Source organism: Bacillus sp. S/N-304-OC-R1 (assembly GCF_019749375.1).
Taxonomy (GTDB): Bacteria; Bacillota; Bacilli; order Bacillales; family Cytobacillaceae; genus Cytobacillus.
Map to the genome: position 1 here is coordinate 1 of NZ_JACWFE010000018.1, position 17,332 is coordinate 17,332.

Below are 17,332 nucleotides of genomic sequence, written 5' to 3' on the forward strand. Positions count from 1 at the left end.
AGTAAGGAGCTAGTTTCGTTCATGATAACTCGCCGTTCCGTCTGTGGGGTCTCGACCTTTCCTCTATCTCCCACAGGAGTCAAGTGCCTTCCGCTCCAATCCACTTTGTGCTTTAAATATTTCTAAAAATGCAACAATCTTTTAGAAAAGAGCCTAATCAAAAAATCATAAGGAGAGTCGGATACATATAGTCTGACCCCTTTTTCTCATTAATTAATGTACAATAGAATTTCTAAACGGTTCAGTGCCTTCTTCAAGCTTCATTTTTAGTTGCTCTATAATATATTCAATGTCCTGCTTACAGTAATTACGTAAAGGAAGCTCCTCTCCATAAGCATGAAAGTAAAGGATTGAAGCATATTTAAGCTCCTGATCCGTGGCACACCTTAATTGTTCTGCTTTTTTTAACAGTTCCTTCATTTTTATAATCAAACCAGATTCTTTATCCTTATTCTGTTCTTCATTAAAGACTTTTTCCAGTAAAATATTTATTTCTGCTGTTAAATCATCGCGGAAACTCGGATTCTTCTTTATTTCATCGTTAACAAAAGAATCATGATTTAAATATTCAATCCACATATTTATAAATTCATGAAACCTAACTTGCTTCACTTCCCAATTAATGCTTCCCATGTATTGTTTAAATACGATTATAATAGTTTGAGTAATTTTGGTGTCCCAAAGATCTTTAAACTCCATCCTTATAAAAGTCCTCCTATCTATTTATTCGCCATACTATAAAGTTACATTAACATGTTAATAATAACATTTGAAATAATTCTGATTGTTAGAAACAAAAAAAGGACAGGAATTTTTCCTGCCCATAAAGGATTTATTTTATATTCCGGTCAATTTATCTCTACTTTAATCGTTATGATCCTTCATCATATTCTTATTATGATCGTTATTCATATCATGACCATTATTGATATCATTATCATTGATGATATCATTTTTATTATTGTTTAGGTTGCCGTTCATGTCATCATTACGGTCTTGATTCGTATCGTCGAGACCTGGTGCATTTTTATTATCGTTCGTGTTGAAGTCGCCATTGTCACCATTTGGCGTTTTAATATTATTGTTTTGGTTTTCCGGAGGTGGTTCTTGGTCATTTGTAGCACATCCGGACAGTAACATCGCTGCAAGAACAGAGCCGCCAATAATCTTTAAAAGCTTTTTATTCATTCGAAAAAGCCCCTTTCGAAATATTATTGTTGTTGGACCGTTTTTACGGGTCTCCTGTTATATTTCCCAAAAACCTCTGCAACTTGCATAAAAAATAAAGCCAGCATGATAGATGCCGGCTTTAGGATGGAACATTATTATTGTAACGCAAACATGATTTCTGTTTCACAAACTAGCTCTCCGTCTACAGTGGCAACTGCTTTACCTTTTCCAACCGGCCCTTTCAGACGAATAATCTCAACCTCTAAACGCAATTGGTCTCCAGGCTTTACCTGTCTTTTAAAACGACATTTATCAATCCCCGCGAAAAAGGCAAGGCGGCCTCGGTTTTCTTCTTTCATCAGCATAGCAACCGCTCCAACCTGAGCTAACGCTTCTACAATTAGAACCCCAGGCATCACGGGATAATCAGGAAAATGCCCGTTAAAAAACTCCTCATTCGCTGTTACATTTTTAATTCCAATCGCCTTATGACCTTCCTCCACCTCTAAAATTCGATCAACAAGCAAAAACGGATAGCGGTGAGGAATAATTTCTTTAATTTGATTTACATCTAGCATAATTAGTACCTCCTCCTAATATTAGGTTATAGTTATTTTACTAAAAAATGAGTGAAACGGGAAGTTTTAAGAGTAGGATAAGTTTTTATATCATTCGGCTTTGGGACAAATTTTTATTGGATGTGTACTTTTTGTTGAAAAAACTTTCTAATGGTAGCATTTGGATCCTTCTTTTTATAAAACGAGTACATTGAACATTCCTATGTAGCGATTCATTCATTCTTTTCTTAAAACCAGTACATTGAGCGCTCCTATGTTGGCGTTTTACTCATTCTTTTCATAAAACCGTTACATTGAACACTCCTATGTTCACGTTTCACTCATTCTTTTCAAAATACGAGTACATTGAACATTCCTATGTAGCGATTCATTCTTTCTTTCTTAAAACCGTTACATTGAACACTCCTATGTTGACGTTTCACTCATTCTTTTCAAAAAACGAGTACATTAAACGCTCCTATATTGACGTTTCACTCATTCTTTTCATAAAACGAGTACATTGAACACTCCTATGTTACCGATTCATTCGTTCTTTTCTTTAAACCAGTTCATTGAACGCTCCTTGTTGACGTTTCACTCATTCTTTTCAAAAACGAGTACATTAAACGCTCCTATGTGAGCGATTCATTCGCGTTCTTTTCTTAAAATCAGTACATTGAACATTCCTATGTGAGCGATTCATTCGTTCTTTTCTTAAAACCAGTTCATTAAGCGCAGCCAGGATAGATTCCAACCCTGCACCCCCTGCCAAAGCAACAAGTACTAACCACAACACAAAAAAGAGGCCCCAACAAGGCCCCGTTTTTCCCTATTCTTTCTCCACTAAGTCCCTAATATGCGTCCAAGTAGATTTTTGGAATATATCTTTCGCATCGCCGCCGCCCATGACCCCATACCCGAATGCGGCTCCGGCGATGCCGCTAATCGTAATGAGCATCGCAACAATGATAATCCGCAGCCAAATAGGAATTATGCGCACCCGGATGCGGCGGTTGCGCCTTGCTTCCGCTAAGCTTTTGCGTTCTTTTTTTAATTGTCCACGCGTATTTGCTGCTTCTTGATTATTGTTGTTTGTTGACATTTTCCGTTCCCCTTTAACGAATTCCATTAACGAGTCCCATCATTTGATCAGCAATGGAGATCGATCTTGATTGGAATTGATAAGCACGCTGCATATTAATGAGCTCAGTCATCTCCTTGGACATATCCACATTGGATTGTTCAAGTGCGCGCTGCTGCATTGAAATTTGGTTTCTCAATGGGCCATTGAGTTCAGTTAAAATATCCTCAATTGGTGTATTTAACTCTCCAGCATTTTCTGGCAAACCAAGGAGATTGCCCCCCTTTTGCTCTAAAAACTGAGACTTCTTCACACGGACAACGCCGAGATTAAATTCACTCGATCCACCATTCCCCAAAGAAGCGGTTAAACGGCCGCCATCCTGTAAAACAAATTCCTTCACATCACCGTTAATCGTGATCGGATTATTATTTTCATCCAGAACCGGGTAGCCATTGCTCGTTACAAGCATATTCTCGTTTGCTGATAGAGGAGTCAGGTAGAATGCTCCGTCCCTTGTGTAGCGAATTGCAGAACCATTTTCACTCTGCTCGAGCACTTTAAAATATTGCCCCTCCGCTGTTAAAGCCATATCCAGTGACCGGTCCGTACTCTTTATGCTGCCTTGGCTTCCTACCATTTGAGATTGTGCCAGTTTCGCTCCGACTCCTTGGCGAACGCCATTCGGTGTTAAGCGGTTCACCTCGAGATTCGGGATAGTCTGATTATTATATTGCTGAAACAGCAGATCCGTGAAATTCGATTCTCTGCGTTTATAGCCGGTTGTGTCGATGTTCGCCATATTATTACTAACAATATCCATTTGCTTTTGCAGCTGGGTTAATGTGTTTTGTGCTGTAATCATCGTTCTATTCATGATTATTCCCCCTTATTCGCAAAATAACGTATATCACTTTGCGCATAAATTAGCCGATACGACCAATTTCGTTCGCAGCCTTTTCCATACTGCGGTCGTATGCCTGCAGCACCTTCTGATTCGCTTCAAATGCACGGTAAGCCGATAGCATCTCAGTCATCGTTCTTCCGACATCTACATTAGATCGCTCGACAAATCCTTGCTGAAGCTTAAATTGAGCTCCTGCCTCATTATAAGCGTTAGCTAGCGGGTTGCCATCCTCTGTGCGAAATAGCCCGTCTCCTAGCTTCATAAGGCGGTTGGCGTCCGGTGCAAAAGCGATTCCAAGCCTAGCTGTTTCGCCGCCCTCTCCTGTCACTACACCATTTTCATTAACAGTAAAAGTATCACTCGATAATTGAATCGGATTGCCCGCAACATCTAACACGTAGCCCCCGCTTGCTGTTGTTAAAAATCCTTGCCCGTCGACTGTGAAATTGCCGTTTCTCGTATACTGCCGCTCACCGTTTGGACCAGCCACTGTAAAAAACACACTGCCCTTTTCAGGCATGGACACATCAAGCAAAGCCATGTCAGTCTTAATGCCAGTTTCCTTTAAATCTCCCTGCAAAAAGGCTGGCATCGCTTCCTGCATATACACCCCTGTATTCAGCTCGCCAATGCGGCGGTTAATTGGCAAACGAAGCCCATTTTCTGTCGGGATGACTTCCTGATCAAAGCGCTGCAGCAGCATTTCTGGAAATGCACGCATAGCTGACTGATCAGCTTTAAATCCAGGTGTATTCGCATTGGCCATATTATTCGTTAACATTTCAGTCCTTTTCTGCTGTGCCAGCATACCGGACGCAACTGTATAAAATCCTCTGAACATAAGTCCACCTCATTAGAAGCTTTTCATTATATGTAAGTATCGTTTATTCCTATTATAGAAAAAATTCGCAGAATAAACATTAGTATTTTGAAGAAAAAAGTAAGAACTAACAGATTTTTGTAGAAAGTTTCCTAATATACATCCTATTTTAACATGTTCTTATCGGCTGGAAAGGTTTATTTGGATAAAAAAAAACGAGCATAAAACCAATAACGATTTTATTATCGGTTCTCTTTTGAAGTGCAAAATCATAAATATCAGTACAAATAACGTAGTAAAAAGCATGGTGATTGCAATATAATCATCATGCTTTTTCGCATCCGAATATTAACGGTGAAAATTCAAAGTCATTTATATTATCAGTTTAAGCGGGTAGTTGTTAGCACTTTCGATGGTTTTTAGTAAATGCCTATCATTAAGGTTTGGGAGACTAGAAAGATCCGCTATTATCAGTTGGGTGATCAGATAAGCACTAGATCTGATAAATAGACGGAATAATTTCGCTTAATGAGTAAATTGCATTGGAAATAGATTAAATAGCCGGAGGAATTCCGCCTATTGACTCGAAAAAAATAAAAATGGGGGATTTTGCTTGGCATAACCGGAAAACCTCCGCTTATTTTGCTTGAAACAAGCTCCATTCTGAATTTAACCGGAAAATCTCCGATTATGTTACTTTCGCTAGTTACTTAATTAAGGACAAGACTTCTTATTGTACAGGAGCCTTCGTTCAAAAATTGAAAGCCCTTCAGCCCTATCCCTGTCGCGATATAAATAAGAGTTCTGAAACTTGTAAAATAGTAACAACCGTTTTAGCCTATGAGAATGTTTATATAAAATTGTCATAAACGTTTTTATAACAATAAAAAATAGCATGCAAATCATACGCGATTTAACATGCTATTTGTACTCAAAAAGTGCACCCGTTACGGTTTTATACTCGACTTTATCAAAAAATTATCCAAGCTTGCGCTTTGGCAGCTTATCAATATTATCAAGCATGATGCCTGTTCCAATCGCTACACAGTCCATTGGGTTCTCAGCAATTAAGACAGGTACCTTTAGCTCTTCAGCAAGAAGGGTATCGATGCCATGCAGCAGCGCACCACCGCCTGTTAAAATGACACCGCGATCGATGATATCTGCAGATAGCTCTGGCGGAGTGCGTTCAAGTACACTTTTCGCAGCTTGTACAATGACAGCAACCGATTCTCTTAATGCTCTTTCAATTTCTTCAGAACGGACAGTAATTGTTCTTGGCAAGCCTGAAACCATGTCACGTCCGCGAATTTCCATTTCTTCATTTTTTAATCCAGGGAATACGGTTCCGATGCTTGTTTTAATATTCTCAGCCGTTCTTTCCCCGATTAAAAGCTTGTATTCACGTTTAATGTACTGAAGAATTTCGCTGTCAAAAGCATCCCCAGCCATTTTAATAGAAGAAGAAGTAACAATATCGCCCATTGATAAAACGGCAACATCTGTCGTTCCGCCGCCGATGTCAACAACCATGTTTCCGCTTGGCTGGAAAATATCCATGCCCGCTCCGATTGCCGCAACTTTCGGTTCTTCCTCTAAATAAATTTTCTTTCCGCCGCTCTTTTCAGCAGCTTCTTTAATAGCTTTCTGCTCAACACTTGTGATATTTGTTGGGCAGCAAATTAAAATACGAGGCTTTGAAAGAAAGCCTTTAACATTCAATTTATTAATAAAATGCTTCAGCATTGCTTCTGTTACATCGAAATCCGCGATCACTCCATCACGAAGCGGACGAATCGCTGCAATATTGCCTGGTGTACGTCCGACCATGCGTCGAGCTTCCTCACCAACAGCAAGCACCTTGTTCGTATTACGGTCAATTGCCACAACAGATGGTTCATTTAATACAATTCCGCGGCCCTTAACGTGAATGAGCACGTTAGCCGTTCCTAAGTCTATTCCAATATCCCTCGCAAACATTCTCTATTCTTTCCTCCTTAACTTCTGCCTGCATTGTCCGCCATAGGCTTATGGACATAATCAAGCACTAGGCAGAAAAACCTAGCACATACCCTATGTTTTTTAGCTATACTAAGCGAACGTCGCTATATTCACAATTTTTCAACATTTACTCCAAAAATAGAGCTCTACTTCTTACATAACAGACTTATTGATCATACGAATCAAGTTCTATCCTAATTCAATATTCTACCACACTCAATAAGAATTAAATAATTTTTTGTCAGTATTTGCGAGGGTTTTTGATGAATTTTGTCGTGACTAAGGGAAGGGTCTATTCTCCTAATAACTTTCGAATTAAAAAAGCAACCAGTCTGCCATGTGACTGATTGCTCTTTAGTAAGGTTAGTACAATTTTTGCACGCGTGTAACCCCAATTATTTGGCTTCTCTACTTGATGACCTCCTCCTCCGCTTCTTCTTTTTTATACTTCATTTTTGTCGCTTCTCCCCCGCGTAAATGTCGGATTGATTTATGGTAATCTAGAATTTCCTTCACTTCATTCGCCAGTTCAGGGTTAATTTCAGGTAGTCTTTCTGTTAAGTCTTTATGGACTGTACTTTTGGATACGCCAAACTCCTTCGCAATCACGCGAACTGTTTTTCTCGTCTCCACGATATACTTTCCAATCTTGATAGTTCTCTCTTTGATGTAATCGTGCACACCACTCGCCCTCCCTAAATTGGATGTGAGAAGTGTGAAATGAGACTCGCTTTTCGCTCCGATCTATACTCTGTTCCGCATGGGATTTGTCCCCACACGGCAGAAAGCGTTTACTTTCTGAACTTGCGGTGAATAAACATGTCCTAAGGCACATTCAGTACTATCTGCAAAACGACTCCTCACCTCAACCACTCTCTTTGTAAGGTTTGTAACAGTCTATTAGCTTGGTTGCAGATATATGCACGAAAAACATAATAGGGACAAGGTATCTTAATAATTTTTTGAAAATTCAGCCTAAATTTATGATTTTAGCTAAAATTAATCACATTTTTATACGGACATCTCTTGTTCCTTTGTAAATATTTTGTAATATTTATTTCAATTTTATTAAAAAAAGTACTTTTCTAACATTCAAACTTTATATATTATTAATTCATGTATCCTGCAAATTTTGTCGAAATAAATTATAGGAGTGGTTATCAAAAAAGCACTTTATTTTTTTTACGTTATCATTCCATTTAATGAATAAAATACAAAATAATTGTTTAGTTTTTATAAATAGAGCCATGTGTCGTGACTTGAGAGGGGAATACCAATGAGATGGTCATTGCGTAAAAAGATTTTAACCATATTCGGAGCTTTACTACTATTAATAGGGATTATTTGTGTTTCCTCATTTTTTACTTCTAGCAATCTTAATAAAAATGCAAGCACAATTAACTCAGAAGTACTGCCCCAAGTAATAAAAATTGGAGACATCAATTTTATTACTGAACATTATTTAGCAACGACGGATAAGTTATTATTATCAAAAGATGAAAAGTTTATGAATACATATCAAAATGAGTTAACCCAGCTTGAAAAGGAAACAAATACCCTTTTAGATGATTATGAAAAGTCATTGAAACAAGCAGATGCGATGCAAAACACTGGGGAGCTTAGAAAAAAGTGGAATGACTATATTTCCCTTTCCAAAGAACTTATTGCACTGAAAAAAGGGAAGCGTACAGATGAGGCGATTTTAAAATCCTATGAAGCGGAAATTGCTTTTAATAAAATGCAAGAAAACCTAGATAACTTAGTCATTATTCATGAGAACAATTCAACAGCTGTGGCAAACGAAGGGAAGAAGCTTTCTGACTTAAATAACATTGTCATGCTAAGCCTTGTTGTTTTCGCCATTATTTTCGTTATTCTTGTAAGCCTTTTCTTGCTTCGGATTATCCAAAGACCAATGGTCATGATGTCTGAGAAGTTTAGCAGAATGGCAACCGGCGACCTGACTGTTGGTGAAATCCATTTAAAAAACCGTGACGAAATTGGTGATATGGCGACAAGTTTTAACCAAATGCTAGAGAACTTAAAAGAGATTGTTCATAATATCGATTCCAATGTTGCCCTAGTGGCATCGACTTCTGAAGAATTAGCAGTCAGCTCCGAGGAAACAGCAAAGGCGCTAACACAAGTCACGGAAGCAATATCAGAGATTTCAGAGGGATCTTCTGCACAGCAGACAAGTACAACGATGAGTAAGGAAATTATTCAGGAAATTAATAGAGGAATGGATCAGGCTTCAAAATCAGTTGGGCAAGTTTCAGCTTTAGCGACCTCCACTACTGAAGCAACTGCAGACGGTACATCGGTCATGCAAAAGACGATGGATAAAATGAATGATATCCAGCAATCATCCCAGTCTACTGCCCAGCTTGTCACGTCTCTTGAGGAAAAATCGAAGGAAATTGAGCGTATTGTAACACTAATTACGGCAATCACGGATCAAACGAATTTATTAGCACTAAATGCAGCGATTGAAGCGGCTCGTGCTGGTGAACACGGTAAGGGATTTGCTGTTGTCGCAAATGAAGTTCGTAAGCTTGCTGAGCAATCAAACGGTGCGGCTAACGAAATACGTTCCCTTATTGAGACAATTCGTTTTGAAATCACGGAAGCAAATGATGCGATGGATAAATCCCTTCAAAATGTGGAGGAAGGCATTGAAATGGCAAAATCCACGCAAACAAGCTTCCTCGATATTGCTAGGATGATTGAAAATGTTTCTTCACAAACAGAAGAAATATCAGCCGTTATTGAACAAGTGAATGCCAGCACCCACAATATGCAGCAAATCATTGAAGAGGTGGCTCAGCTTTCCTCAGATGCGAATAACCGGGCACAAAATGTGGCCGCTGCAGCAGAGGAGCAAAACGCAACGATGGAGGAAATTTCATCCTCTACAAATGTCCTCAGCAAAATGGCCGACGAATTGAAGATTATAGTCAATCAATTTAAGGTACAATAATATATAAAAAAAAACCGCTCACAGCTTCACCTATTCTGGTGTAAGCCGAAAGCGGTTTTTTTATTCCTTATTAATACTATGCATTAGAGGAATCTTTGTTGTCCTCTTTCATTTTATCATCTGCTTTATCTTCTTCGGATTTTTTATCTTCATCGATTGTACCATCTTGATCTGCTTCATCCTCAGAATCTACAGCTTTTTGATCATCGGCTGCCTTAGTTTGATCTTCCTCTTTCAGCTCTTGTAGCGTACTTAATGGCTTTTGGAAGAAATCATGCGGATTCAAGGCTACATTGTCCTTACGAATCTCAAAGTGTACATGGACACCTGTTTCTTCATCAAACATGCTTTGGCCTGCTTTTGCAATCACTTGACCTTGCTTTACTTGATCGCCAACCTCGACACTGACCTCTTTAACAGATTGATACTGCGTTACAATTCCTTTGTCATGTTCAATTTCAATGACATTTCCCAACAGCACATCTTCATCAACCTTTGTAACAGTTCCGCTTAATGAAGCAACAACATCAAATGTTTCGCCGTCCTTCGAACCAATATCAATTCCTGTGTTTGGATGATATTGATTTTCGTATAGGACTAGAGCTGCCTCTTGTTCCTTTGCATCGCCATTCATATCATAGAAATGTCTTTTAATAACGGCTGCATCGGCATCTTTAACAGGCATCATGAAGTTTTCCATCGAACGGTTTACTTCGATTGCTGGTTCATTAAACTTTTTCCCCGGTACATCTGTTGCATTGTAATCCACATCTGGATTCGCTGCATTATTGTTTACATTTTGGTACCAAAGAACCCCGGTTAGAATGATTGCTGCTGCTGCAATGTAGATCGCTGGGAATGCCCAACGCTTCTTTAAAAAGCGCTTAAAGCTGGAATTTTGAGAAGATCGTTTCTTTTCTTCCTCTCTCATTTATCATCACCTCAGCAATCATTCTGAACAGATTAGAAGAATTATATACATTTGTTTAAAAATATTTTTTTGGTTTATTTTTCGACAAACAAATAGAAATTATTCATAGATTTTTTTAAAAAGTGAACCTGATCCCTGCTTTTCCTTTTCCAATGATAAAAAGTGAATTATGATAGGTGTAAAGAATAAGTCCAAACAGGGATGTTGAAAGGGGACTATTATTAGTTGAGTAAAAATAAAACAGTTGTGCGTTCCATGGATATTCTAAATCTATTTATTGAGCATCCTGAATTAACTTTTCAGGAGATTATCGATTTAACCGGGATTCCAAAGACCTCCGTTTATCGGATGCTTATGTCATTAGAGGAGATGGAGCTTCTGGAAAAAGGCAAGGATTCGAAATACCGATTAGGACTATTGTTTCTTACGTTCGGTCATCTCGTTTCGAGCAGGCTTGATATTCGCCAGATTGCCTATCCATTAATGAATGAGTTACATAATGATGTAAAAGAAGCGATTAACTTAATTGTTAGAGATGGCAATGAAGCTGTGTATATTGAAAAAATTGATGCAAAACAAAAGGTTCGGCTTTATACAGCAATTGGAAGAAAGAGCCCGCTTTATGCCGGGGCATGTTCTCGATCGATTCTGTCCTTTTTGCCAGATTCGGAAATACATGCTTATCTCGAAGCAACTGAGCTCAAATCGTTTGCTCTTGGGACTATTACCGATAAAGAAAGGCTCTATGAAACGATTAAACAGGCAAGAATCGATGGTTATACCATTAGCCATTCCGAATTGGAGAATTATACATCAGCAGTAGCAACGCCCATCTTCAACCACAAAGGTGAAGTAATTGCCGGCATCAGCATCGCAGGCATCGAAGCAAATTACAAAGGCGAAAACGTTGAATTATACGCAACTAAAGCAAAACAAGTTGCCAGGGAGATTTCTAGACAATTAGGATATGTAAAATAAAAAAAATGGGACAGTCTTTATATAAAATAGACCGTCCCGTTCATTCTAGTTTATCCTGGTTGCTTCATATTATAGGTTTCAAGAAAATTCGTGTTAAAATCCCCGCTTGTAAATATCTCATTTTCTAATAAGGATTGATGAAATGGAATAGTTGTATGAACACCTTCTACCGAAAATTCATCAAGAGCCCGTTTCATTTTCCGAATTGCTTCGTCTCTCGTTTTTCCATGCACAATTAATTTTGCCACCATCGAATCATAGAACGGCTGAATGGTGTACCCTGTATAGACAGAGGAGTCAACGCGAACACCTAATCCTCCAGGCGGCATATATTCCGTTATTTTTCCCGGTGATGGCATGAAGTTATTCGCAGGATTCTCTGCATTAATTCGGCATTCGATTGAACAGCCTGAAAGTGTAATATCTTCCTGCTGAAGGAGCAACGGAAAACCGGAAGCAATTCGAAGCTGTTCTTGAACCAAATCGACGCCTGTGACCATTTCAGTAATTGTATGCTCCACTTGAATACGTGTATTCATTTCCATGAAGTAGAATAAGTCATTCTTATAATCGTAAATAAATTCAACCGTTCCAGCCCCAACATAGTTGACTGCTTTACTAGCTTGAATCGCTGCCTCCCCCATTTTTGCACGCGTCCCTGCTGAAAGAGCCGGGGAAGGGGTTTCTTCAATTAATTTCTGCATTCTGCGCTGGATCGTACAATCTCGCTCACCAAGATGAATGACATTTCCAAATTTATCAGCTAGAATTTGAATTTCGACATGACGGAAGTCCTCAATAAATTTTTCTAAATAAACGCCAGGATTACCAAAGGCTGTTGCCGCTTCCTGCTGGGTAATTTCAAGCCCTTTTCTTAAGCTTTCAGCGTCCCTGGCAACACGAATTCCTTTTCCGCCTCCGCCTGCTGTTGCTTTAATAATGACTGGAAACCCAATCTCTTCGGCAATCTTGATGCCTTCCTCAAAATCATTAGTAATTCCGTCAGAACCTGGAACAATCGGAACCCCCGCATCTTTCATCGTTTGCCTAGCAATGTCCTTGATCCCCATTCTGCGAATAGAATCAGGTAATGGACCGATAAAGACAATACCAGCTTCCTCACATAATGCTGCAAACTCCGCATTTTCTGCAAGAAAGCCATAGCCGGGATGAATTCCATCGACATTACTTAATAGCGCAATATTCAAGATATTTTCGATATGTAAATAGCTATCTTTTGATGGTGCTGGTCCAACACAATAGGCTTCATCCGCCATTTTTGTATGGAGTGCCTCCCGATCTGCTTCCGAGAAGATAGCCACCGTTTTAATATTGAGCTCCTTGCACGCCCTAATAATTCTGACAGCAATTTCTCCTCGATTCGCAATTAATATTTTTCCAAGCATTTCATTCACTCACCTTCACGGTAAACAATGGCTGCCCGTATTCAACAACTTGTCCGTCTTCTACTAAAATCTCAATGATTTCCCCCTTGACGCCAGCTGCCACCTCATTCAATAGCTTCATGGCCTCAAGAATGCAGACCGGCTCACTTTCGGTAACCGTTGATCCTACCCCAACGAAGGGCTCAGCCTCTGGATTTGGACGTGCATAGAAGGTACCAATCATCGGGGCTTTAATGATATGGAGACTGTCTTCTTGAATGACTGGAAGCTCTGCCGCTTCTATTGGAGCATGCTGCTGTTTCTCATCTTTATTTTCTATACTGATCGAAGCATTTCCAGCACCTTGCTTTTGGAAAAAAAGCTTAAAATCCCCTTTCTCCAGCTTCAATATATCAATAGAAGATTTTTCAATGATCCCTACTATTTCTTTTAATTCGGCGATATTCATCTTCCCTTGTCCTCTCTTTCAAATAAGGCTTTAATTCGGATTCCAGTTGCTACTTTGCGAAGCTGCTGCTCTTGTTTCAGCAGTTCGATTTCCGCTTGCTCTAGTGATACTTCTTCAAACAAAATCATAGAGTTGGGCTGGAGCTGGGCTAAGCTTGGCAAATCCGCAGAAATAACTTGACCGATTTTCGGATAACCGCCAGTCGTTTGGCGATCGGCCATTAAGATGATTGGCTGACCATTCGAAGGTACTTGAATGGTGCCGTATGTCACTCCCTCTGATAGGAGTTCGAATTTCTCGGATAGTCTGATCGTTTCTCCTTCTAACCGGTAGCCCATCCGATCTGCTTGGGTTGTTAATGTATACGGCTTCGAGAAAAACGCTTCTTGACTAGCTGCATCGAAACGCTTGAACTCGGCCCCTTGTATGACTCGAATCGTTTGTGTTCTATTTAGGTTAATAAACTCTGGATAATTTACCGACCATGTAAAAGAAGAGGGTCTTTTTTCCAGCTGTTGAATGAGGGACTGGCTTACTGTACTGTAGTTGCCAACACAATCAAACACATCTCCATTTTGCAAAGCTCTTCCTAGATATCCGCCAATCGCAGCTCGTAAATAAGTGCTTTTGCTTCCCATGCTTGCGGGAACATCAATTCCGCCAGCGAAGGCGACATACGCCCTGCACCCTTTAATAGCAGATTTGAATTGTAAAATCGACCCTTTACGAATAAGAATTGGCCGCCACATTGGGACAGCTTCCCCATCAATCATAGGCTGCAAATAACCGCCAGTAATGGCGATTAACCCATCACGATCAAATTCGAGAGTTGGCCCCAATAGGGTAACTTCAAGAGCCCCTTCCCCTTCACCGTTTCCGACGAGTAAGTTAGCGATTCTTAGTGAAAGTGGATCCATTGCCCCGCTAACGATCACACCAAATTTCTGCGAACCGAATCTCCCTAAGTCTTGAATTGTTGTCATTAATCCAGGATGAAGGACTTTCACACTCATTGTTTCATCTCCTTATACTCTTCATGGGAAATTGGCACAAAACGAATTTTATCTCCGGATTGCAGCAGGGTCGGCGGTGTAAGCTCCGGAAGAAATAAATCAAGTGGAGTGCGGCCGATAATTTGCCATCCACCTGGTGTTTCCAGTGGATAGATGCCTGTTTGTTTTCCAGCAATTCCAACCGATCCAGGTGTGATCGCAAGACGGGGAGATTCCTTGCGTGGAGTAGCTATTCTCTCATCCATCCCCCCCATGAACGGGAATCCAGGCGCAAAGCCAATCATATAAACTAAATATTCATTTCCAGAATGAATTTCTATGACTTCTTCAACCGAAAGCCTATTGAACTCCGCAACATCCTCTAGATCCGGACCAAACTCTCCTCCATATGCAACTGGAATCGTGATAAGCCGTTGATCAGTTGCTTCATCTGATGATAATTCATCCATTAATCGCAAAATGAAAGCACTTACTTTTTTATAAGGACTAACGAACTCTTTATTTTCATTAGAAAAATAAACAGCAACAGGATTATAGTAAACAGTCAGACTATTATAAGACGGAACCGCTTCAGTCAATCCGGCAAACGGCTTTTTTTCTAACAAGTTTGCTAAACTTTTCACCTTTTCATGTGTGGTAGGGCATATCCCCTCGCCTAACTGAATCACTATTGCAGAATCCCCAAGAGGCCTAATTTGTGCATTTTTTTTCTGATGTATCATTAAAACAGCTCCTCTTAGTTTCGAATTTCGGTACTTACGTTCTGATAGACGGATACTAATCACATTATAATTTACTGATGTTAAAAAACAAGTACGAAAATAGTGAAAACGACAATAAATTCAATTTTTCTCACTATTTTGTAAATACATCTTTTCAAGAAAAAATAATTATGCTAGAATCGGTTTATGTTTCAAAACTCAAGTTCCGAATAACGAAACTTAGAGATGATAACGCTTACTTTTTAAAAAAATATCTGTCATTTCGGAGGGGAGAAAAGATGTTTCAGGTCGATTTAAATTGTGATATAGGGGAAAGTTTTGGTCGGTACAAGCTTGAGAACCAGGAAGAAATATTGAAATTCGTTACATCTGCCAATATTGCTTGTGGTTTCCATAGCGGAGATCCAACTGTGATGCGAGAAACGGTAAAGATTGCGATTGCCAATGGTGTCAAAATTGGAGCTCACCCTGGCCTGCCAGATTTAAACGGCTTCGGGCGTCGGGAAATGGCAATTACCCCACAAGAAGCCTATGACATGGTCGTATATCAAATTGGAGCACTGCAAGGATTTTTATCGACATTCAATGAAAAAATGCAGCACGTAAAACCCCATGGTGCGCTTTATAATATGGCAGCAAAAGATGCAAAACTTGCTGAGGCCATTGCACAGGCTGTTTATGATGTTTCACCCTCATTAATTCTATTTGGACTTGCTGGCAGTGAACTAACGAAAGCAGGTGAAAAGCTGGGTCTTCGGACAGCTCATGAAGTATTCGCTGATCGTACATATCAAGCGGATGGAACCTTAACTTCCCGGTCACAATCAGATTCAATGATTACTGATCAAGAGCATTCCGCTTCACAAGTTGTGAAGATGGTGACAGAGGGGAAAGTCATTTCCCAGCAGAAGACAGAAGTATCGTTGCGTGCAGATACGATTTGTATTCACGGTGATGGTGAACACGCACTAGACTTCGCAAAGTATATTAACGAAATGCTGGAAAAAAACAATATTACAGTATCTGCGATCTGTAAGTGGGAGGCTTAACATGGGAGTGCCAAAAATTGATTCCACACAAAAAAGCAGTGGAAGCTCAGTAAAGAAAAAAGCAACTAGAAGCGTCTTACTTGGTGCAGCCTTTTTAATGGCTACTTCATCAATTGGACCTGGATTTTTAACACAAACGACTGTATTTACGCAGCAGCTGGCAGCAAGCTTTGCATTTGTTATTTTAATATCATTATTACTCGATGTCTTTGCCCAAATTAACATTTGGCGCATTATTGCTGTATCAGGATTGCGTGGACAAGAAATTGCCAATAAAGTTTTGCCGGGACTCGGCGTTTTTCTAGCTATCCTTATCGTTTGTGGCGGCTTGGCTTTTAATATTGGAAACGTAGCCGGCGCTGGTTTAGGTCTAAATGCAATGCTAGGAATCGACCCGATTATCGGTGCAGTCATTAGTGCTGCCGTAGCCATCTTTATTTTTGTCGTTAAAGAAGCCGGGAAAGCAATGGATAGATTTGCTCAGTTTGCTGGAGGAGTTATGATCCTTCTCATGCTGTATGTTGCATTCACGACATCTCCCCCTGTAGGGAAAGCCTTGGTCAACACATTTGCACCTGAACAAATTAGTATCTTCGCGATCGTTACGCTTGTTGGCGGTACAGTTGGCGGTTATATTACATTTGCTGGCGGACATCGTCTATTAGATGCTGGGATTAAAGGTGTTGAGTCTTTGCCTGAAGTAACAAAAAGCTCGGTTACCGGGATTGTAGTTACAGGTATTATGCGTGTCGCACTTTTCTTAGCAGTTCTTGGTGTAGTTTCAAAGGGACTTGCCATTGATCCTGCCAATCCACCGGCTTCTGTATTCAAACTAGCAGCAGGTGATATCGGATTTCGTATGTTCGGTGTGATTATGTGGGCAGCTGCCATTACCTCTGTTGTCGGAGCAGCTTACACGTCCGTTTCATTTATCCGCTCGTTCCACCCAACTATTGAGAAATACAAAAACTGGGTCATTATTGGATTTATCGTTGTTTCGACTGCAACATTTGCCTTTGTCGGCAGACCTGTCACGATTTTAGTAATCGTTGGAGCGCTAAATGCGATTATTTTGCCACTAGCTTTAGGAACTCTTTTAATTGGTGCCTATAAAAAGAATATTGTCGGTGAATATAAGCATCCGTTATGGCTTACCATTACAGGCGGAATTGTTGTTGTGATTATGGGATATTTAAGTGTAGTTACTTTAATCGAGCAGTTACCTCAGGTTTTCAAGTAATCAAATAAAAATCCAACCACTTGGGGGAA

17 protein-coding genes are annotated in these 17,332 nt (G+C 39.8%); 4 read left to right on the top strand and 13 right to left on the bottom strand.

The features are described 5' to 3' along the window. Positions 1–213: 213 nt before the first annotated feature. The 8 genes from H0173_RS15045 to spoIIID form a co-directional block, all read right to left on the bottom strand. Complete coding sequence (locus H0173_RS15045) at positions 214–699, bottom strand: hypothetical protein (protein ID WP_221847338.1); 486 nt, start codon at positions 697–699, stop codon at positions 214–216. Between the two features lie 165 nt (positions 700–864). Then, positions 865–1,188 (bottom strand): hypothetical protein, encoded by a 324-nt coding sequence (locus tag H0173_RS15050; RefSeq protein ID WP_221847339.1) that lies wholly within the window; start codon positions 1,186–1,188, stop codon positions 865–867. Positions 1,189–1,325: 137 nt separating this feature from the next. Then, positions 1,326–1,748 (bottom strand): 3-hydroxyacyl-ACP dehydratase FabZ, encoded by a 423-nt coding sequence (gene fabZ / locus H0173_RS15055; RefSeq protein ID WP_221847340.1) that lies wholly within the window; start codon positions 1,746–1,748, stop codon positions 1,326–1,328. 808 nt (positions 1,749–2,556) lie between these two features. Next, on the bottom strand, positions 2,557–2,829 hold the full coding sequence (locus H0173_RS15060) for a DNA-directed RNA polymerase subunit beta (RefSeq protein WP_221847341.1): 273 nt from the start codon (positions 2,827–2,829) through the stop codon (positions 2,557–2,559). 13 nt (positions 2,830–2,842) lie between these two features. Beyond that, the gene (locus tag H0173_RS15065) at positions 2,843–3,685 is read right to left on the bottom strand and encodes a flagellar hook-basal body protein (RefSeq protein WP_221847342.1); all 843 of its coding nucleotides are present in this window, start codon (positions 3,683–3,685) and stop codon (positions 2,843–2,845) included. Between the two features lie 49 nt (positions 3,686–3,734). Then, on the bottom strand, positions 3,735–4,556 hold the full coding sequence (locus H0173_RS15070) for a flagellar hook-basal body protein (RefSeq protein ID WP_221847343.1): 822 nt from the start codon (positions 4,554–4,556) through the stop codon (positions 3,735–3,737). A gap of 957 nt (positions 4,557–5,513) precedes the next feature. Next, a complete protein-coding gene (gene mreB / locus H0173_RS15075; protein WP_221847344.1) occupies positions 5,514–6,515 on the bottom strand; it encodes a rod shape-determining protein in 1,002 nt (333 codons plus the stop codon). 429 nt (positions 6,516–6,944) lie between these two features. Beyond that, complete coding sequence (gene spoIIID / locus H0173_RS15080) at positions 6,945–7,217, bottom strand: sporulation transcriptional regulator SpoIIID (RefSeq protein WP_221847345.1); 273 nt, start codon at positions 7,215–7,217, stop codon at positions 6,945–6,947. Positions 7,218–7,812: 595 nt separating this feature from the next. On the opposite strand from spoIIID, the gene H0173_RS22900 reads away from it, so the two are divergent. Then, on the top strand, positions 7,813–9,516 hold the full coding sequence (locus H0173_RS22900; protein WP_221847346.1) for a methyl-accepting chemotaxis protein: 1,704 nt from the start codon (positions 7,813–7,815) through the stop codon (positions 9,514–9,516). 76 nt (positions 9,517–9,592) lie between these two features. Here H0173_RS22900 and spoIIQ read toward each other — a convergent pair whose 3' ends face one another. Then, a complete protein-coding gene (gene spoIIQ, locus H0173_RS15090; RefSeq protein WP_221847347.1) occupies positions 9,593–10,447 on the bottom strand; it encodes a stage II sporulation protein SpoIIQ in 855 nt (284 codons plus the stop codon). 225 nt (positions 10,448–10,672) lie between these two features. Here spoIIQ and H0173_RS15095 point away from each other — a divergent pair, with 225 nt between their 5' ends. After that, a complete protein-coding gene (locus tag H0173_RS15095) occupies positions 10,673–11,425 on the top strand; it encodes an IclR family transcriptional regulator (protein ID WP_260631204.1) in 753 nt (250 codons plus the stop codon). 50 nt (positions 11,426–11,475) lie between these two features. Here the strand turns inward: H0173_RS15095 and accC are convergent, their stop codons facing one another. From accC to pxpB, 4 genes are read right to left on the bottom strand one after another with little or no spacing between them, the layout of a single operon-like run. Next, positions 11,476–12,831 carry an acetyl-CoA carboxylase biotin carboxylase subunit gene (accC, locus tag H0173_RS15100; protein WP_221847348.1) on the bottom strand — a complete coding sequence of 452 codons (1,356 nt, stop codon included), beginning with the start codon at positions 12,829–12,831 and terminating at the stop codon, positions 11,476–11,478. Between the two features lies 1 nt (position 12,832). Then, entirely contained in the window at positions 12,833–13,279 is a 447-nt protein-coding gene (gene accB, locus H0173_RS15105; RefSeq protein ID WP_221847349.1) for an acetyl-CoA carboxylase biotin carboxyl carrier protein, read from the bottom strand. Next, positions 13,276–14,292 (bottom strand): 5-oxoprolinase subunit C family protein, encoded by a 1,017-nt coding sequence (locus tag H0173_RS15110; protein WP_221847350.1) that lies wholly within the window; start codon positions 14,290–14,292, stop codon positions 13,276–13,278. The genes accB and H0173_RS15110 overlap by 4 nt, the downstream gene beginning before the upstream one ends. Beyond that, on the bottom strand, positions 14,289–15,014 hold the full coding sequence (pxpB, locus tag H0173_RS15115) for a 5-oxoprolinase subunit PxpB (protein ID WP_221847351.1): 726 nt from the start codon (positions 15,012–15,014) through the stop codon (positions 14,289–14,291). The genes H0173_RS15110 and pxpB overlap by 4 nt, the downstream gene beginning before the upstream one ends. A 278-nt stretch (positions 15,015–15,292) precedes the next feature. Here pxpB and H0173_RS15120 point away from each other — a divergent pair, with 278 nt between their 5' ends. Together H0173_RS15120 and H0173_RS15125 are read left to right on the top strand one after the other, a co-directional pair. After that, on the top strand, positions 15,293–16,063 hold the full coding sequence (locus H0173_RS15120) for a LamB/YcsF family protein (protein WP_221847352.1): 771 nt from the start codon (positions 15,293–15,295) through the stop codon (positions 16,061–16,063). Between the two features lie 97 nt (positions 16,064–16,160). Beyond that, on the top strand, positions 16,161–17,303 hold the full coding sequence (locus H0173_RS15125) for an NRAMP family divalent metal transporter (protein WP_396021248.1): 1,143 nt from the start codon (positions 16,161–16,163) through the stop codon (positions 17,301–17,303). The last annotated feature ends 29 nt before the right edge of the window (positions 17,304–17,332 follow it).

Excerpts from the sequence above, each read along its gene's own strand:
- H0173_RS15045 (WP_221847338.1), bottom strand. The coding sequence starts at position 699 with ATGGAGTTTAAAGATCTTTGGGACACCAAAATTACTCAAACTATTATA.
- H0173_RS15050 (WP_221847339.1), bottom strand. The coding sequence starts at position 1,188 with ATGAATAAAAAGCTTTTAAAGATTATTGGCGGCTCTGTTCTTGCAGCG.
- fabZ (WP_221847340.1), bottom strand. The coding sequence starts at position 1,748 with ATGCTAGATGTAAATCAAATTAAAGAAATTATTCCTCACCGCTATCCG.
- H0173_RS15060 (WP_221847341.1), bottom strand. The coding sequence starts at position 2,829 with ATGTCAACAAACAACAATAATCAAGAAGCAGCAAATACGCGTGGACAA.
- H0173_RS15065 (WP_221847342.1), bottom strand. The coding sequence starts at position 3,685 with ATGAATAGAACGATGATTACAGCACAAAACACATTAACCCAGCTGCAA.
- H0173_RS15070 (WP_221847343.1), bottom strand. The coding sequence starts at position 4,556 with ATGTTCAGAGGATTTTATACAGTTGCGTCCGGTATGCTGGCACAGCAG.
- mreB (WP_221847344.1), bottom strand. The coding sequence starts at position 6,515 with ATGTTTGCGAGGGATATTGGAATAGACTTAGGAACGGCTAACGTGCTC.
- H0173_RS22900 (WP_221847346.1), top strand. The coding sequence starts at position 7,813 with ATGAGATGGTCATTGCGTAAAAAGATTTTAACCATATTCGGAGCTTTA.
- spoIIQ (WP_221847347.1), bottom strand. The coding sequence starts at position 10,447 with ATGAGAGAGGAAGAAAAGAAACGATCTTCTCAAAATTCCAGCTTTAAG.
- accC (WP_221847348.1), bottom strand. The coding sequence starts at position 12,831 with ATGCTTGGAAAAATATTAATTGCGAATCGAGGAGAAATTGCTGTCAGA.
- accB (WP_221847349.1), bottom strand. The coding sequence starts at position 13,279 with ATGAATATCGCCGAATTAAAAGAAATAGTAGGGATCATTGAAAAATCT.
- H0173_RS15110 (WP_221847350.1), bottom strand. The coding sequence starts at position 14,292 with ATGAGTGTGAAAGTCCTTCATCCTGGATTAATGACAACAATTCAAGAC.
- pxpB (WP_221847351.1), bottom strand. The coding sequence starts at position 15,014 with ATGATACATCAGAAAAAAAATGCACAAATTAGGCCTCTTGGGGATTCT.
- H0173_RS15120 (WP_221847352.1), top strand. The coding sequence starts at position 15,293 with ATGTTTCAGGTCGATTTAAATTGTGATATAGGGGAAAGTTTTGGTCGG.
- H0173_RS15125 (WP_396021248.1), top strand. The coding sequence starts at position 16,161 with ATGGCTACTTCATCAATTGGACCTGGATTTTTAACACAAACGACTGTA.